Here is a 13,531-nt window from a genome sequence, read left to right as displayed (position 1 = left end):
GGTTTTAAATATGTGTCGTCTTAGTGTCGGCCTGTATCGGAATACCTTCCTGCAACCTTTCGGCACCCTGCACCACTAATCGATCTCCGGCTTGCAGCCCTTTGCGAACAAAATAATTACCTTTCAGAACTTCTCCCAGCTCTACCTCAGTTGAGCGAGCTTTACCTGCATCATCAATCCATACGCGGGTCTTACCATTTATACGTAGCACGGCTTCCTGTGGGATTAACAGACCACCAGGGCTCAACTGCCGTGATAGTTTTGCCTGCACATACATTCCGGGCAGAAGAGTTTTGTCTGAATTATTCACGCGCAACCTCATGACCACATCGCCAGTTCCGGGATCGACACTCACGCCTGTAAACAGAAGGCTGGCACTGTTAGTCAATACATCTCCTGTTGCAGATATGACTTCTGCCTGAATCGGCAGTCCTTCTGTGGTGAGCTGGTTATGCTTAACAGGTAGCTGTGAAAGCTCCGCTGCGGGCTGGCGTACATCCACATATACGGAATCAATCTGTTGCAATGTCGCCATCGCCTGACTGTCACTGGCGCTGACCAGCGCTCCCTCGGTAACAAAGTTCTGATCGACGCGTCCATCAATAGGCGCCCTGACCGTCGCATAAGAAAGATCGAGCTTCTTACGCTCCAGAACAGCACGGGCCTCTGATACAGCCGCACTGGCCTGTGCTGTTACCGAGGCTGCATCCTCATAGTCTTGTTGACTGATAGCTCCGGTGCCACGTAGCTTTGCGAGGCGTGTGCTCCGTGACTTGAGCTGCTGGTGGCTGGCCTGCGCTTTCTCAAGTGCCGCCGCTGCACTGTTAACTTCAGCCTGGAAGGGGGCTGGGTCAATCTGGAAAAGCGGCTGGCCGGCTTTTATCTCACTTCCCTGGTTAAACAGCATGCTGGTAATAATCCCACTGACCTGAGGCCGGATTTGCGCCGTGCGCAACGCTGCGACCCGACCGGGATAAAGCTTTTCAAGAACAACAGGCTGCTCAGTTAGCACCTTTACGGCAACTACAGCCGGTGCTACTTCGGTCTCCACCTGGGATTCACTATCAGCATCACAGCCTGATAAACTGACAAGCATGAACAACAGTAATAACTTTGTAACGCTTCTGGTAAACATATCAACCCTGTTAACGTGTTTTTGATGGAGGAGAATGCTGTTAAATTCATTATAAAATCATTATATTGAGGTTTTATGGAGTTCGTGTGGAGATGGTGTGGAGCGTAAAAGAAAACAGGCCTGAAGCGAGGGAACATGAACACAATTAAATTGTTGTTGGCAGAAGATGAAGATGAGATAGCAGATATTCTTGGTGCTTATCTTCAAAAGGAAAATTTTGAAGTTATTCATGCGAAAGATGGACTTGAGGCCATTTCTTTTTTTAAAAAAGGGGACATCGCGTTCGTTATCCTGGATATCAAAATGCCCGCCATGGACGGATGGCAAGTATTGAATGAAATACGAAAAACGTCTGACGTGCCGGTCATGATGCTAACCGCGCTTGATGCCGATATTGACAAGATTCATGCTTTACGGAGCGGTGCCGATGATTATATTGTTAAGCCTTTCAACGCAGTGGAAGTGGTAGCCAGAGTTCACGTGATTCTACGCCGTATGGCTTTTTACGACATAAGTAAAAGCACAGGCCACTATAGTACCCGGAATATCATGTTAGACGTTACCAGTCATCAGGTAAAAATAAAAAAAACCAATGTTGATATCGGCGATAAACTGACTTTAACGGAATTCAAAATCCTGCAACATTTAATTCGTTATCCCAAGCGTGTTTTTTCACGCCAGGAATTAATAGAATATTGTCTTCCCGAGGGAGATGTTAGTGAGCGCACCGTTGACAGTCACATCAGTAAACTCCGAAAAAAAATTGAGCAGGCTGGTTTACAGGCTGTTCCTGAAAGTATACGTGGCTTTGGCTACCGGTTAGGGGACTAATATGGCTCAGGCAGGTATTCGCTACCAACTTTTTATTCTGACTACTAAAGTAGCTTTGAGCACTATCGTTTTATTATCCGCCGTTTATAGTATTTATATTTATTTTTTTTCCGACCTCGGGGACAGGTATAGCTGGATCCCATCAACACATGATTGGGCTTTAACAGTGATTGCGGGCTTGTTCTCTTCGGCAATAGCGCTATTTTTTGCATGGCGCTTTGCAAGAAAAATTATTTTGCCCCTTAATGCGCTTGCTTATAGCGCAAGGCGTATTGCTGAAGGCCGCCTGGACGAGCGCGCCGTTCATAATATGCATGAAATAAGAGAAGCGGGCTTAATGATCGATGACTTCAACCTTATGGCAGATAAGCTTGAGGTTATGTCTAATGATATGAAAAAGTGGAATGCGGCAATAGCGCATGAATTAAGAACGCCTGTTACTGTTCTCAAGGGAAGGATACAGGGGATGTCTGAAGGCATCTTTGATACAGAAAAAAAACAGTTTGATATATTACTTCGTCAGACAGAAGCTTTGTCAAGGCTCATAGACGATCTGCGTGTACTCAGTCTTTCCGACAGTGGTCAGCTTTATCTTTATAAAGAAACACTCCACCTTCAGGAAGTGATTATTTATTGTGTGGAGGCATTCAGAGATAAGCTCAGTGCACATGGGATTGAGCCGGTTATTGAAGCGGAAGAAGTTATCTGTTTTGCAGATGAAATCCGTATCCGGCAAATATTATCTGCGTTGCTCAGTAATGTCTGTAAATATGCTTCTCCTGGCGTAGTGATGGTGACTTGTCGCGCTGAGAATCATCAAATTGTTTTAACAGTTGAAGATGAAGGACCCGGTATAAGTGATAATGAGAGAGGCAGTGTTTTCGAAGCTTTTTTCCGGGCAGAGAAAGACCGAATACTTAAGCCTGATGGCACAGGTTTAGGCCTGGCGGTTGTGTACGCTATCGCCCGTGCGCATGGCGGAAAAGCGGCTTGTCGCCGAAGCAATCTGGGCGGAACCTGTATTGAAGTCGTTTTTACAGGAAACACTGAAAATTAAAGACACATATTGTAAACCAAATCCGCGATGAATTCGGAGCCGCTTTTTGAACCCGTTCCGCAAACATCTGAATAAAGATAATTGAAGCAGAACAACAAGGTTCGAGTCGGCAGCAGTGTTTCTCCGCTGAGATAACAATTAGCGTATTTGTTCAATAAAAGCATTAATATCAGTCACCGCTTCGCTGCGTTTTTCCGGTGTGAATTTGATGAGTAGATTATCAGAGTAACCATTGAGTAGGGCACTCAACTGGCGGGTGATACGAACAGTGTCAACGTCCCCAAAGGTGCCAGCGGCTTTTCCTTCATTGATTATTTTAGTGATAAATCTATCCCATTTTAGGGTGAGCGACTCTGCCAAATCAGCAAAGGCTGCATTATGCGCGGCCATTTGCCAGAGTGAGCTGTATAACTGCCAGACGGCATCAGGGGAATCGGGCAGATAGTTATCAATCAGGGCGTTGAGCTTTTCAGCAGGTGTCCTGTCTGTTATAGACGCAGAAAACGCTGCCAGGTCGCTTTCAAGATAATGGCTCAACGCCGCGATACAGAGCGCCTGCCAGTCACTGAAATAATAATAAATATGACTCCGGGAAAGGCCGAGAGCCTCGGTGACATCACGCGTCGAAACTTTTTCAACCCCTCGCTCAATGAACAGGGCAATCGCGCCATTCAGAATGCGTTGCTTTAACACTTCTTTTGATTCTTTCATCATTAGTTTCCATTGACACTATGGCGTTGCTCAAATAGACTGCCGTTAAATTTTGAGCAGTCGCTCAAGGTTAATCTTACCAGAATTGCAGGATATGAAAACCTCAAAAATAGCGCCGCCCGTTTCCCGTAGTGCCGCCCAGACGCTGAAGCTGCTTGGACGTCGTCACAGCAAGAAACTTATCCTAACATTACTGCTTGTGGTCGCAGAAAATGTTACCTATCTTCTTTATCCTCTGCTGGCAGGTTTCGCCATAAATGCCATCGTTGCCGGAAAAGCATGGCATGCAGTGTTTTATGCCATGATGGTTTTTACCATGTGGGTTATCAGCGCCGCCCGGCGTACGGTAGATACGCGTACTTTTGCCAGAATCTATGCAGAACTGGCGGTGCCGATTATTCTTGCTCAGCGCCGTGAAAATCATAACCCTTCGGTGATAGCGGCTCGTGTTGCTTTATCACGCGAATTTGTTGATTTTTTTGAGAAGCATTTACCGGTATTAATTACCTCTCTGGCCTCTATCGCTGGAGCAGCTATTATGCTACTGGCTATTGAGTTTTGGACCGGCATGGCATGCCTGGCAATTTTGTTATTTTTTGCTTTTTTTCTTCCGGGGTATACCCGCAAAAATGAAGCGTTATTCGTCAGGCTTAATAACCGACTTGAGAAAGAGGTGGATTTTGTCAACAGCGCCCCCACCATTTCGCTTATCCGACATTATGGTACACTGGCTCGCTTGCGTATTCGTCTGTCCGATCGTGAAGCGCTGGGTTATCTTTCAATCGGTGCCGTGTCAGCGCTACTGTTCGCTATGACAATCCTCGCGATGTCATTTCGCGGTGGTATTGACGCAGGACATATTTATTCCGTCATAACCTATATGTGGATGTTTGCAATGAGCCTGGATGATGGTCCTCAACTGCTGGAGAAATACTCCCAGCTCAAAGATATCGGGAAAAGGGTTAATACGGATTTGGTTTAAGATCCAGACTAACGCTGTCTGGAAAATACCCTGCAGTCGCCAGCTGCTTGTAGTGAGCTGTTTTCTGGCTTAAAAGCGCTGCGATATGAAGTTATGCTTTTCAGATATAAAAGGCTCCACATTATATATCGTTTAACCGTATATAGTGTGGAGTAAGAATTAAGCGTGCCAGGTAAGTTGTACCGTGAGCAGGGCGGTCAGATTAGACAGTAACTAAAAAATAAGGATGTACAGGCCAAGCCGTTTTTTACAGGAAATTAGTTTTTACTAAGAAAAATAGGGTTTAAGTGGGTAAACCTTCCAGCCTGTAAAATCAATTGCATTTTATGTGGTTTTTAAAGGGGTTATTTCAATGAGTACCCAGATGTTCTTAATCGCTACTTTCTAAATAAGCCTGATTAGGCGCTTTAATAACGTCGTTTTTGTCAGTAAATAGATCACTCTTTGACAGTTTCAGGCTACCACTGGAAATAAGACTGCCTTTATTGAACCAGCAGCAGCGGCATTTATCCAAATGTCAGATTAGGTTTTTTCCTGTTGGGACTGCAGGAAATGTTTTACTGCCCCCAGCATGCCGGAATCATTGCCGTAGGTGGCTGTATCCACCTGCACATCAAGATCAAACCACGCCAGATGATAGCGCAGCTCTTCCAGAAAGCTTTCCCGCTCGGTAATGCCACCGCCAAGGAAAATACATTCAGGGTTGAAAACGTGCGCAAGATTGTAGATGCCACCACAAAGATCCTGATAAAAATTCATCACTAATCGACTGCAAATCGGATCGTTATTATCGTAGCGGGCGAATATCTCTTCGCCGGTGATCTCTTCCTGCTTTTGACCCGTGTGCATACTGTAGTTTTGCGTCAGCACGCGCATCGTGCAGGTGGTGTTCATGGTATAGTGGCGAACATTCTCGCTGCCTGGTCGAGTGCTGAGCAGCGAACCGAATTCACCGGCGCGACACTGCTTGCCACGGACCAGCGCATTGTTGCAGAAGATCGCGCCGCCAACGCCGGTGCCGATGGTCATCATTAAAAAGTCAGACATCTCCTGCGCTTTACCCAGCCAGCGCTCCGCCAGTAACGCACAGTTGGCATCATTTTCTACGCTGACGGGCAGCGGCGTTTTTCCCTGCAACCACTCACCAAGATGGAAATCATCAAAATCGCGGATAGCGCCGCCCATCGCAATATAACCGCTGTCCGGATCCACATAGCCGGGCGTACTCACGGCTACGCCTTCACAGTCGGCATGTCGAGCCAGCCAGGTCAGCACACCATCCAGTATCTCTTTGCCGGAGTGGTTCATAATATCTTTTTTATCGCGCGCGACTATTTCGCCTTTATCGGTAACAATGCCCATTGTTAATGATGTGCCGCCGATATCAAACGCCGCTATTTTCACGTCATTTTCTCCTCTGGTTTTTAAAATATAAACATGAGTATAGGCCCGTCATGCGCAAGGCGATGTTCTGAGGTGTATGCGGCGGCGGATTCTTTTAAGATAGGCCACTATCGGTTGTTACTGGAGAAGGTTTGATGAGCGCATTTGAAACGCTGTTTAAGCAGGGGAAAAATACCGCAGAGTTTATTGCTAGCGGCACGCCGGAGCAGATCGCCGATCTGCAGCGCTGGCAGGCGATGCTGGAAAGCCAGAGTGAAGCGGTAGAAAAGGCGCTTGCGCCTGCACAACAGGCGGCAGGGCGCTTCCGGCTGCTGGTGGCGGCCGAGATGTGGTGTCCGGACTGTCATCGCAACATTCCGCCAATGGCGCTGCTGTGCCAGCGACTGCCTGACATCGAAATGGCGATTATCACTCGTGATGAGGCGCAGCCTTTTATTGAACTGCTGGGGGTGGATAAGGTGAAAATCCCGATGGCCGTGGTGCTGGATGAGGCTTTTACGCCGTTAGGCGTCTTTATCGAGCGGCCTGACTCGGTGGTGAATGGCGACGCGGAGCAGCTTGAGGCTTATCGTCGCGGCGAGCTGTTAGCAGAAACTATCAGTGATATCAGCGCTATTATCGCAGCGTAAAAACAGGACAGAGCCTCGATACATTTTCTGTGTACAGTACAGAGGCAGGCTACAATAAGCTAAGAATATAAGACAAAGCTGAACGGGGGAACACCGAGCCGGATTATCCCCCGTTTCAGTACTCGTAAATTTTGCCGTTAACGCTTTAATATCCTTTCTCCTGAAGGTGCAGATGATCAGCAGGAGATAAACAATTACTCACTGAAACTCTCTTGCTGGCAGAAATGCCTATTATTAGGTTTAATAAAAAACAATATAAAACAGTGAGTTATAACATTACAGAATTGTAATAACCTTCGTGTTTTAGCTGTGATAACTTCCAGGTAACAAAAATTAAACTTCCTGAACGGTAAGTATAACTTGTACTTGCGTTATGGAGAGACACCTTGTTTTGAGGTGACATGAATGTGCTGGAGTTGAGTCATGCAGCTTAAAAGTTCACGACGTAATTTCATTAAAGGCATTACTGCCGCCGGTATTGTCGGCGGCCTGGGGCTGCGATCCTTCGATGCGTTTTCGGCGGTAAGCCTGATGCCTTCCCGTACGCTTACCGGCAGCGATTTTGATCTTTTTATCGGTGAAACGATGCTCAATATCACCGGTAAAACCCGTTACGCAAAAACCATTAATGCCGGCCTGCCGGGGCCGCTGTTGCGCTGGAAGGAAGGCGATACTGTTACGTTACGGGTTAAAAACCACCTGTCCGAAACCACCTCTATTCACTGGCATGGCCTTATTTTGCCGGCAAATATGGATGGCGTGCCGGGGCTCAGTTTTCATGGCATTGAGCCGGACGAGACCTATGTTTACTCCTTTCAGGTAAAGCAGAACGGAACATACTGGTATCACAGCCATTCCGGCCTGCAGGAGCAGGAAGGCGTTTATGGTCCGATTATCATCGAAGCGGCTCAGCCTGAGCCCTTCGTCTGGGACAGCGAACATATTGTGATGCTGACCGACTGGTCTGATGAAAAAGCCTCAGACATTCTCGCAAAACTGAAAAAGCAGTCAGATTATTACAATTTCGCCAAACCCACCGTTAGCGACTTTTTCCGCGATGCCAGGGAAAAAGGTCTCGGCAACACGTTAGCCGATCGGAAGATGTGGGCAGAGATGAAAATGAACCCGACGGATCTGGCTGATGTCAGTGGTGCCACCTATACCTATCTTATGAATGGCCAGGGGCCGGGTAAAAACTGGACTGGTCTGTTCCGCAAAGGGGAAAAAGTACGTCTGCGTTTCATTAACGGTTCAGCCATGAGCTATTTTGACGTGCGCATTCCCGGCCTGAAAATGACGGTGGTGGCTGCTGATGGACAGTATGTCACGCCTGTCTCTGTTGATGAATTCCGCATCGCCGCTGCTGAAACCTACGATGTTATTGTGGAACCGGTTGACGATGCCTACACCATTTTTGCCCAGTCCATGGACCGGAGCGGCTACGCGCGTGGCACACTCGCGGTTCGTGAAGGGCTCTCTGCACCGGTTCCGGTACCCGATCCGCGTCCCTGGCTGACCATGGACGATATGGGTATGGGCGACATGGATCATGGCAGTATGGATCACAGCCAGATGCAGAGCATGGACCACGGCACGATGGATCACAGCCAGATGCAGAGCATGGATCACGGCGCAATGGATCATAGCCAGATGCAGAGCATGGACCACGGCAGCATGAACCCTGGCCAGATGCAGCAACATCCCGCGAGCGAAACAGATAATCCTCTGGTCGACATGCAGGCCATGATGCCGACGGCAAAATTAAGCGATCCGGGCATCGGGCTGCGTAATAACGGCAGAAAGGTACTGACGTATGCCGATCTGAAAAGCACCTTTGAGGATCCGGATGGCCGTGAACCGTCACGCACTATCGAACTGCATCTTACCGGGCATATGGAAAAATTTGCCTGGTCATTCAACGGCATTAAATTCTCAGATTCGGAACCGGTCACGCTCCGCTACGGCGAACGTGTGCGTATTGTGCTGGTTAACGACACCATGATGACGCACCCCATTCACCTGCACGGTATGTGGAGCGATCTGGAGGATGAGCAGGGCAATTTCCTGGTGCGTAAACATACCATTGATATGCCGCCGGGAAGCCGTCGCAGCTACCGTGTGACGGCGGATGCGCTCGGGCGCTGGGCTTATCACTGTCATCTTCTTTTCCATATGGAAACCGGCATGTTCCGTGAAGTCCGGGTAATTGAGTGAGGTGGTGATGATGCCAGTTTCAGGGTGGAGTGATATGACAAAGAATTTTTCACGTTCAGCGGCAGGGCTGGCGATTTGGTCGGTGATTGCCGGGACCCCCTCTGCGCCCGCTTACGCAGCCCAGACCGATCCGTCTCAGCCTATGCAGCACAACATGTCGGGAATGGACCACTCTGCGATGCAGGGCATGGACCATTCGGCGATGGAAGGAATGGCGTCGATGTCGGGTATGGAAGCGATGGAATCCATGCAGCCTGCTGCACCCACGCAAAGCCGCACCCCCATTCCGCCGATTACGGAAGCTGACCGGAAAGCGGCGTTCCCGGATGTTCATGGTCATGAAGTTCATGACAGGAGCGTAAATTACTTTCTGCTTGCCGATCGGCTGGAATGGCAGAAGAACAGTGATCCCGGCGGTTTCAACTGGAACCTGAGCGGTTGGGTAGGGGGAGATATTGATCGGCTTTGGATACGCAGCGAAGGCGAAACCAGCGACGGTAAAACGGAATCGGCAGAAGTTCAGGCTCTGTGGGGACATGCCGTTACGCCCTGGTGGGATGTGGTTGCCGGTGTCCGTCAGGATTTTAAGCCCGGAAAACCACAGACCTGGCTTGCAGCCGGTTTTCAGGGAATGGCGCTCTATAACTTTGAAACGGAGCTGACGGCTTTTGCCGGAGAGCAGGGGCGTACCGCGCTGAGGCTGGAGGCGGATTACGATGTTCTGCTGACTAATCGTCTTATTTTGCAGCCCTCTCTGGAAGCCAATATTTATGGCAAAGATGACGACGCGCGCGAAACCGGCAAGGGGCTGTCCAGTACCGAATTAGCATTGCGTCTTCGCTACGAAGTGAAACGTGAGTTCGCCCCTTACGTGGGGGGTTCCTGGAGCCAGCTCTACGGCAATACCGCCGATATGGCTGCCCGTGAGGGTGAAAAAGATAACGAAGTGCGTTTCCTTCTCGGGGCTCGCATGTGGTTCTGATGCCGTTAATTCAAACAAAGCAGGTATTTATTATGAAACGTACTTATGCTGGCTACTTTATCGCTGTTGCTGCTTCTGTGGTTGCTTTTGCTGCACAGGCTCATCCGGAACTGGCTTCTTCCGTACCTGCGGACAAAGCTGAGGTAACGGCACCTGCAAAAGTGGAACTCCATTTTACTGAGGATCTGGTCACTAAATTCTCCGGTGCGCGCCTTGTGATGACTGCCATGCCGGGCATGGCTTCCCATGCGCCTATGCCGGTTGCAACTAAAGTATCAGCAGGCAGCGATGCGAAAACAATGGTTATCACGCCGGTAAAACCCTTGCCTGCCGGAACCTATAAAGTGGAGTGGCGGGCGGTATCCTCTGATACCCATCCCCGTACCGGGAACTACAGCTTCACTGTGAAGTAATCTCATGAACGATCAGCTTTTGATTGCTATCCGGTTTCTGCTTTATCTTGATCTCATGGTTCTTTTTGGCCTGCCCTTATTTGAGATGTACGGGGTGAAAGGCGCTCTAAAGAAACCGGTGTCTTTGTTCAGCGGCTGGTCGTTCTGCTTTACGCTCATCTCTGCGGGTATTGTTCTCTCGCTGGCGAATATGCTGCTTGTTGCCCAGTCGATGAGCGGCGTCAGTCATCCCGGTGAGTTAACCCTGCATATTATGAAAATGGTTGTCGGGGAAACCGCAGTCGGTATGAGCTGGGTGATCCGGCTCGTTGCGCTGGTCATGGCCTTTATGGGCCTCAGCCTGCGGATAAAATATACCAGGCTTTCATGTTATATGCTGGTCCTGTCTGGCGGCACGGCGCTGGCGACCCTGGCATGGGGCGGACATGCGGCCATGAACGACGGTGTCCGCTATTACCTGCATCTGCTAAGCGATATTATCCACCTGTTCGCGGCGGGAGCCTGGGTAGGCGCGCTGGCGGCCTTTAGCCTGCTATTGTGTAACGAAAAAGCAGAAGAAGCTGACTATGCCCGGCAACTGGCCGATGCGCTAACGGGGTTCGCCCGCACGGGAACCCTCATTGTGCTGAGCATTGTGATTACCGCCGTGGTTAATGTCTTATTTATCGTTGAAAAACCCCTGACTACCTTACCAGGGAGCGACTATGGGCTGTTGTTGCTGATTAAAACCCTGCTGTTTTGCCTGCTGCTGCTGCTGGCTGCGCTTAATCGCTTTCGGCTTGCCCCGGCGCTGAAAAATGCGCTGCTTCAGGGCCACCATAAAGCAAGCATTATCCTGATGCGTAAAAGCATTATCACGGAATTTACCCTATCGATACTGATACTGGCCATCGTCGCCTGGCTCGGCACATTGTCGCCCGGTAGCGGTATGGCGTAACCCCCAAACGCAGCCCCAGGAAAACCGCATCATGACCACCATGCTGATTGTCGAGGATGAACTGAAAACCGGGACCTACCTGAAGCAGGGACTTCAGGAGGCAGGATATGAGGTGACGCTGGTGCATGACGGACGTCAGGGGCTGGAGCATATCCTGCAACAGCGTTACGATCTGATTATTCTGGATGTCATGCTGCCATCAATGGATGGCTGGGATATTCTGCGACAAATGCGAATGGCCTGCCACGAAGAACCGGTGCTGTTTCTGACCGCCAGAGATAATGTCAGCGAGAAGATTAAAGGTCTCGATCTGGGCGCGGATGACTATCTGCTTAAACCCTTCGATTTTGCCGAGCTGTTGGCCCGTGTCCGCATGCTGCTCAGGCGCAACCGCATGCAGGCTTCCGGGACACACCGCATTGCCGATCTGTTTATGGATGTTGCTCGCCGAAGCGTGAGCCGCTCCGGCAAAAAAATTCATCTCTCCTCAAAAGAGTTTGTGCTGCTTGAGCTGCTGTTACAGCGAACCGGAGAGGTATTGCCGAGAAGCCTGATTTCTTCCCTGGTCTGGAATATTAATTTTGACAGCGATACCAATGTGATTGATGTCGCAGTCAGGCGGCTTCGCAGCAAGGTGGATGATGACTTTACGCCAAAGCTTATTCATACCGTAAGGGGAATTGGTTATGTCCTGGAGATACGCGAAGATTGAAACGTAACGGCTCCCTGACCTCACGGCTGAGCATGATATTTGCGGGCGTGATGATGTCCGTCTGGCTGCTTTCCAGCGTCCTGCTGGTGGCCGCTCTGAGCAGCTATTTTCGCCATCAGGATGCCTCGTTATTAACCGGCAAGCTTGAACTGGTCACTGAACTGCTTGAAGGGGAAGTACATGCCGGAAGGCTCGACAGCGCGTCGCTTGCACGCAAGCTTGCGGATGCCATGGTCGGTCACAGCGGGCTCTATCTTTCCGTTAAAACCTCTGATAATCAGATACTGGCTGATTACGCCTCATCTGGTTTTCAGGTTCCGCAGCAACGCTTTGCCGACGAAGCCGCCCGTCCGGAGACGCTGCAAACCGTAGAGAAACAGGGGGGACGGTATCATGTGTTGGTCAGAAAAATCAGTGCCCGCGACGCTGGCAGACAAAGCGACGTGCTGATCACAGCCGCTTATGATACCGGTTTTCATGATGCGTTTATCGGTCAGCTTAAAAGGTGGCTGGTCTGGTTTAACCTCGCCCTGATTTTTATTTCGGTATTTCTGGGCTGGCTGGTTACCCGTATGGGGCTGAGACCCCTGAATGAAATAAACCGGCTGGCCTCGGCGATCACCATTAATAACCTCAGCGAACGCCTTCCCGCGCATGATCTGCCAGCGGAGCTGAAGGCGACGGTAGCTGAATTCAACAGCATGCTTGAGCGGCTGGAAAATTCATTTCGTCGCCTCTCTGAGTTGTCATCTGATATTGCCCATGAGCTGCGCACGCCCGTCAGTAACCTGATGATGCAGACCCAGGTCGCCCTGTCCCGGGAGCGCGATGCGGAAAGTTATCGGGAGGTGCTTTTTTCAAATCTGGAAGAGCTAAGTCGGCTTGCCAGAATGAGCAGTGATATGCTTTTTCTGGCGAAATCAGAGAACGGGCTGATGCCTCTGGAAAAGCAGCGCGTTTCCCTTAACGCAGAACTGGCAGAACTTATCGACTTTTTCGAACCGCTGGCTGGCGACAGCGATAAAACCCTGTTACTGCAGGGGGAAGCCGCCGTCAAAGGCGATCGTCTGATGCTGCGTCGTGCGTTGAGCAATCTGCTGGCCAACGCCATAAAATATTCTTTACCCGCTTCAGCCATTAGCGTGCTGGTGGAACAGAAAGCGGGAGCGGTATTGGTACAGTTTTCTAACCCTACAGAAAATCTCTCTCAGGAAAACCTGGGGCGGCTTTTTGACCGGTTTTATCGTGGCGACGCCTCACGGCAGCATAATACGGATGGTGCCGGGCTGGGGCTGTCCATCACGCGCGCGATTTTACTGGCGCATGATGGCGATCTGCAGGTTGCCATGAAGGATAACGTCATTACGTTCACGGCTATTATTCCGGCGTCAGTCACCGCTCAGCAGCCATCGGATTAACTTGCAGAAAAACTAACTGACTGAAAAATAACCGTGGCATAAAGTGGAAAGTCTTTTGCTACTGCGCTTTGCTACACTCTCAGCTGGATCCCTAACGCAATCTGAG

The 13,531-nt window shown here is 49.8% G+C and carries 13 protein-coding genes; 10 read left to right on the top strand and 3 right to left on the bottom strand.

Features of this window, described 5'->3' with window-relative positions; translation table 11 throughout:
* Window positions 1-4: 4 nt before the first annotated feature.
* Window positions 5-1,135: an efflux RND transporter periplasmic adaptor subunit gene (locus ACQE3Z_RS06975; RefSeq protein WP_426972902.1), complete on the bottom strand. Its 1,131-nt coding sequence runs from the start codon at window positions 1,133-1,135 to the stop codon at window positions 5-7.
* 135 nt (window positions 1,136-1,270) lie between these two features.
* Here ACQE3Z_RS06975 and ACQE3Z_RS06970 point away from each other — a divergent pair, with 135 nt between their 5' ends.
* Window positions 1,271-1,966 (top strand): response regulator, encoded by a 696-nt coding sequence (locus tag ACQE3Z_RS06970; RefSeq protein ID WP_426972900.1) that lies wholly within the window; start codon window positions 1,271-1,273, stop codon window positions 1,964-1,966.
* 1 nt (window position 1,967) lies between these two features.
* Entirely contained in the window at window positions 1,968-3,023 is a 1,056-nt protein-coding gene (locus ACQE3Z_RS06965) for an ATP-binding protein (RefSeq protein ID WP_426972898.1), read from the top strand.
* Window positions 3,024-3,161: 138 nt separating this feature from the next.
* On the opposite strand, the gene ACQE3Z_RS06960 is transcribed toward ACQE3Z_RS06965, so the two are convergent.
* Window positions 3,162-3,737, bottom strand: a complete 576-nt coding sequence (locus ACQE3Z_RS06960; protein WP_426972897.1) for a TetR/AcrR family transcriptional regulator — start codon at window positions 3,735-3,737, stop codon at window positions 3,162-3,164.
* A 91-nt stretch (window positions 3,738-3,828) separates the two neighbouring features.
* Here ACQE3Z_RS06960 and ACQE3Z_RS06955 point away from each other — a divergent pair, with 91 nt between their 5' ends.
* Window positions 3,829-4,716, top strand: a complete 888-nt coding sequence (locus ACQE3Z_RS06955) for an ABC transporter six-transmembrane domain-containing protein (RefSeq protein ID WP_426972895.1) — start codon at window positions 3,829-3,831, stop codon at window positions 4,714-4,716.
* A 522-nt stretch (window positions 4,717-5,238) separates the two neighbouring features.
* Here ACQE3Z_RS06955 and ACQE3Z_RS06950 read toward each other — a convergent pair.
* Window positions 5,239-6,120, bottom strand: coding sequence for an ROK family protein (locus ACQE3Z_RS06950; RefSeq protein WP_426972893.1), 882 nt, complete (start codon window positions 6,118-6,120; stop codon window positions 5,239-5,241).
* 134 nt (window positions 6,121-6,254) lie between these two features.
* Between ACQE3Z_RS06950 and ACQE3Z_RS06945 the strand changes: the two genes are divergently transcribed.
* The 7 genes from ACQE3Z_RS06945 (at window position 6,255) to ACQE3Z_RS06915 (ending at window position 13,425) form a co-directional block, all read left to right on the top strand.
* A complete protein-coding gene (locus tag ACQE3Z_RS06945; protein WP_426972891.1) occupies window positions 6,255-6,749 on the top strand; it encodes a thioredoxin family protein in 495 nt (164 codons plus the stop codon).
* A 423-nt stretch (window positions 6,750-7,172) separates the two neighbouring features.
* Complete coding sequence (locus ACQE3Z_RS06940) at window positions 7,173-8,963, top strand: copper resistance system multicopper oxidase (RefSeq protein ID WP_426972889.1); 1,791 nt, start codon at window positions 7,173-7,175, stop codon at window positions 8,961-8,963.
* Between the two features lie 142 nt (window positions 8,964-9,105).
* The gene (locus ACQE3Z_RS06935; RefSeq protein ID WP_426973079.1) at window positions 9,106-9,945 is read left to right on the top strand and encodes a copper resistance protein B; all 840 of its coding nucleotides are present in this window, start codon (window positions 9,106-9,108) and stop codon (window positions 9,943-9,945) included.
* A 32-nt stretch (window positions 9,946-9,977) separates the two neighbouring features.
* Window positions 9,978-10,358 carry a copper homeostasis periplasmic binding protein CopC gene (copC, locus tag ACQE3Z_RS06930; protein ID WP_250652474.1) on the top strand — a complete coding sequence of 127 codons (381 nt, stop codon included), beginning with the start codon at window positions 9,978-9,980 and terminating at the stop codon, window positions 10,356-10,358.
* A gap of 4 nt (window positions 10,359-10,362) precedes the next feature.
* Complete coding sequence (copD, locus tag ACQE3Z_RS06925) at window positions 10,363-11,295, top strand: copper homeostasis membrane protein CopD (protein ID WP_426972887.1); 933 nt, start codon at window positions 10,363-10,365, stop codon at window positions 11,293-11,295.
* Window positions 11,296-11,326: 31 nt separating this feature from the next.
* Complete coding sequence (locus ACQE3Z_RS06920) at window positions 11,327-12,007, top strand: heavy metal response regulator transcription factor (RefSeq protein ID WP_426972885.1); 681 nt, start codon at window positions 11,327-11,329, stop codon at window positions 12,005-12,007.
* Entirely contained in the window at window positions 12,004-13,425 is a 1,422-nt protein-coding gene (locus tag ACQE3Z_RS06915) for a heavy metal sensor histidine kinase (protein WP_426972883.1), read from the top strand. The genes ACQE3Z_RS06920 and ACQE3Z_RS06915 overlap by 4 nt, the downstream gene beginning before the upstream one ends.
* The last annotated feature ends 106 nt before the right edge of the window (window positions 13,426-13,531 follow it).

The sequence above is a fragment of the Pantoea sp. FN0307 genome, assembly GCF_050113815.1.
Lineage (GTDB): Bacteria > Pseudomonadota > Gammaproteobacteria > Enterobacterales > Enterobacteriaceae > Mixta > Mixta alhagi.
This window is presented reverse-complemented; position numbering and strand designations above follow the sequence as displayed.

Bases quoted from the DNA above. Each gene is read 5' to 3' on its own strand.
- ACQE3Z_RS06965 (WP_426972898.1), top strand. From the start codon at position 1,968: ATGGCTCAGGCAGGTATTCGCTACCAACTTTTTATTCTGACTACTAAA.
- ACQE3Z_RS06970 (WP_426972900.1), top strand. From the start codon at position 1,271: ATGAACACAATTAAATTGTTGTTGGCAGAAGATGAAGATGAGATAGCA.
- ACQE3Z_RS06940 (WP_426972889.1), top strand. From the start codon at position 7,173: ATGCAGCTTAAAAGTTCACGACGTAATTTCATTAAAGGCATTACTGCC.
- ACQE3Z_RS06960 (WP_426972897.1), bottom strand. From the start codon at position 3,737: ATGATGAAAGAATCAAAAGAAGTGTTAAAGCAACGCATTCTGAATGGC.
- ACQE3Z_RS06945 (WP_426972891.1), top strand. From the start codon at position 6,255: ATGAGCGCATTTGAAACGCTGTTTAAGCAGGGGAAAAATACCGCAGAG.
- copC (WP_250652474.1), top strand. From the start codon at position 9,978: ATGAAACGTACTTATGCTGGCTACTTTATCGCTGTTGCTGCTTCTGTG.
- ACQE3Z_RS06935 (WP_426973079.1), top strand. From the start codon at position 9,106: ATGCAGCACAACATGTCGGGAATGGACCACTCTGCGATGCAGGGCATG.
- ACQE3Z_RS06920 (WP_426972885.1), top strand. From the start codon at position 11,327: ATGACCACCATGCTGATTGTCGAGGATGAACTGAAAACCGGGACCTAC.
- copD (WP_426972887.1), top strand. From the start codon at position 10,363: ATGAACGATCAGCTTTTGATTGCTATCCGGTTTCTGCTTTATCTTGAT.
- ACQE3Z_RS06975 (WP_426972902.1), bottom strand. From the start codon at position 1,135: ATGTTTACCAGAAGCGTTACAAAGTTATTACTGTTGTTCATGCTTGTC.
- ACQE3Z_RS06955 (WP_426972895.1), top strand. From the start codon at position 3,829: ATGAAAACCTCAAAAATAGCGCCGCCCGTTTCCCGTAGTGCCGCCCAG.